The sequence below is a fragment of the Neisseria sp. P0001.S005 genome, from assembly GCF_051963715.1.
Map to the genome: position 1 here is coordinate 1 of NZ_JBQCTZ010000338.1, position 2236 is coordinate 2236.

At 45.0% G+C, this 2236-nt stretch carries 4 protein-coding genes; 1 reads left to right on the forward strand and 3 read right to left on the reverse strand.

The window, feature by feature from the left end; translation table 11 throughout:
- A partial coding sequence (locus tag ACTHSP_RS19830; protein ID WP_440346756.1) for a transposase occupies positions 1 to 294 on the forward strand: 294 nt, incomplete at its 5' end.
- 424 nt (positions 295 to 718) lie between these two features.
- Here ACTHSP_RS19830 and ACTHSP_RS19835 read toward each other — a convergent pair.
- From ACTHSP_RS19835 to ACTHSP_RS19845, 3 genes are all read right to left on the reverse strand, one after another.
- On the reverse strand, positions 719 to 1759 hold the full coding sequence (locus tag ACTHSP_RS19835) for an LLM class flavin-dependent oxidoreductase (protein ID WP_440346757.1): 1041 nt from the start codon (positions 1757 to 1759) through the stop codon (positions 719 to 721).
- Positions 1760 to 1770: 11 nt separating this feature from the next.
- Positions 1771 to 1992 (reverse strand): zinc-binding dehydrogenase, encoded by a 222-nt coding sequence (locus ACTHSP_RS19840; RefSeq protein WP_440346758.1) that lies wholly within the window; start codon positions 1990 to 1992, stop codon positions 1771 to 1773.
- Positions 1982 to 2236, reverse strand: a 255-nt coding sequence (locus tag ACTHSP_RS19845) for a transposase (protein WP_440346759.1), incomplete at its 5' end; no start/stop codon positions are given. The genes ACTHSP_RS19840 and ACTHSP_RS19845, both read right to left, overlap by 11 nt.

The window sequence follows — 2236 nt, forward strand, 5'->3', positions numbered from 1 at the left end:
GGCGCAAGCATTCCCATACACGGCGGCCTAGATTTGACGGAAGAAGCCGATATCATCGTCATCGCAGGCTGGCGCAACCGTCCGCTGGCGGAAGCTCAAACGAAGCGTAACCGATATTTGTCGAAGACCCGTTATGTGGTCGAACAAAGCTTCGGTACGTTACACCGTAAATTCCGCTATGCCTGGGCAGCCTATTTCGGGCTGCTCAAAGTAAGTGCACAAAGCCATCTGAAGGCGATGTGTTTGAACCTGTTGAAAGCCGCGAACAGGCTAAGTGTGTCTGTTGCCGCCTAAAAGGCGGCCGGATGCTTGATTATCAGGTATCCAAGAGGGATTAAGGGGGGATTTGGGTAGAATCAGGAGTGATTGGAGGAGAAAACAGCTGAAAACCCTTGTTTGGATTTCGGCTGTTGGAAGGAAAGGAATTTTGCAAAGGTCTCAGTCTATACATCTGCGTAAAGCGAACTGCAATCGGCGCTAGCTGGACGCTCTTGCTCTTATCTTATAAACAGCGTTTGTGATCCCTATTTGAAAAACGGTCGATTGGTAGAACTCTTCCCTGAAATTGAAAAGCAAAAATGGCAGCTTTATTTATATCGACCATATCAAACGATTGTTGCCGAGCGAGTGGTGTGGGTGTATAACAAGTTGAAGGAGATTTTGTTGTCGAAAATGGTTTAGGCATAAAACATGGCGAGATGATCTCGCCATGTTTTTATCACGATTGCTTATCCACAATCGATTTTAACATCGTATAAGATTGGGCTTGTTTTTGTTCATCAAAAATATAGCTCACCGCCATAATTTCATCAAAATGTACCCGTTCACGCAGTTGCTTGAGTTGAAATTCCACACTTTCAGGACTACCGATAAGCGAACAAGCAGTCATTTGTTCCACCACAGCACGCTCTTGATTGTAAATCGGGATTTCCTCAAAATCGACTGGGCCAAAGTGTGGTTTCTTTTGGGCATGCATTTGGGCTTTCCAAACGTCTTCTTCTGACGCCATCGGCGGTTGTAAATTTTGTTGCGCATTAGTCACTATATTTAAGAAAAATAGTGTTTGTGTCGTCGCCAGTTGTCTCGCTTCGGTATCGGTTTCTGCAACAATCGCGTTCACACCTAAGATGACATAAGGTTCAGCAAGATAGGTAGAAGGTTTGAAGTTTTTGCGGTAAATCTCCACTGCCATTTCCATCATACGTGGCGCAAAGTGTGAAGCAAATGCATAAGGCAAGCCAAGTTCTGCCGCAAGATAGGCACTTTCAGTACTAGATCCTAAAATATAAAACGGTATATTCAAGCCGGCAGAAGGATATGCAGAAACAGGGTTAGAATCTTTAAAGTAACCGCGAAGTTCCGCAATTTCCGCAGGGAAATCCAGACTTTTTCGTCCTCGACGAAGTGCCGCAGCCGTTTGCATATCAGTTCCTGGCGCACGTCCTAAACCGAGTTCAACACGGTTTGGATAAAGCGTCTCCAGTGTGCCATATTGCTCGGCCACCACATAAGGCGAATGATTCGGTAACATCACGCCGCCCGAGCCAACGCGCAAGGTCTTCGTATTGGCTAGCGTATGTTGAATTAAAAGTGCGGTCGCTGAACTCACCAAATTTTTCATATTATGATGCTCAGCAATCCAATAGCGCTCAATGCCAATGCGCTCCGCGTGTTTTGCAAGATTCACCATCGAATCGACCGCTTGCAAATAAGTTTGCCCTTCACGAACGGGGGCAAGATTGAGAATGGAAAGTTTCATGGTGTTACTCCTTATTGATTGAGCAAAGTGAAATCCAACATCACTTTCCCAATATGCGTGCCTTTGTCCATTTCTATATGGGCTTTTGCTACGTCTTTAAAATCAAATACTTGATGAATAATCGGTTTGCCGATTTCACCATTGCCGAGTTTTTCCCAGAGCTCGTTGCATAAGGATTGGGTGATTTCTGCCTTTTCTAATTGGGGCTGACGTAGATTAGCCCTAAATTCCACACCAATCCTGCAGAATTTTAAGCTGTTGAGATGGTGTGCCGAAATTAAACCGAAATTCGCATTCTTTCAAGAACAGCGGGAAGGATTTGCGATCAATTCCGTTGTATTTGCGCAAGACGCGTTTTGCCTGATTCCAAAAATTCTCAATGCCGTTAATGTGGTTCTGACGGTCTGCAAATTCCTTGGAATGGTTGATACGGTAATGGATAAAACCGCTTACGCCCAGCTTGTCATAGCTGCTCAG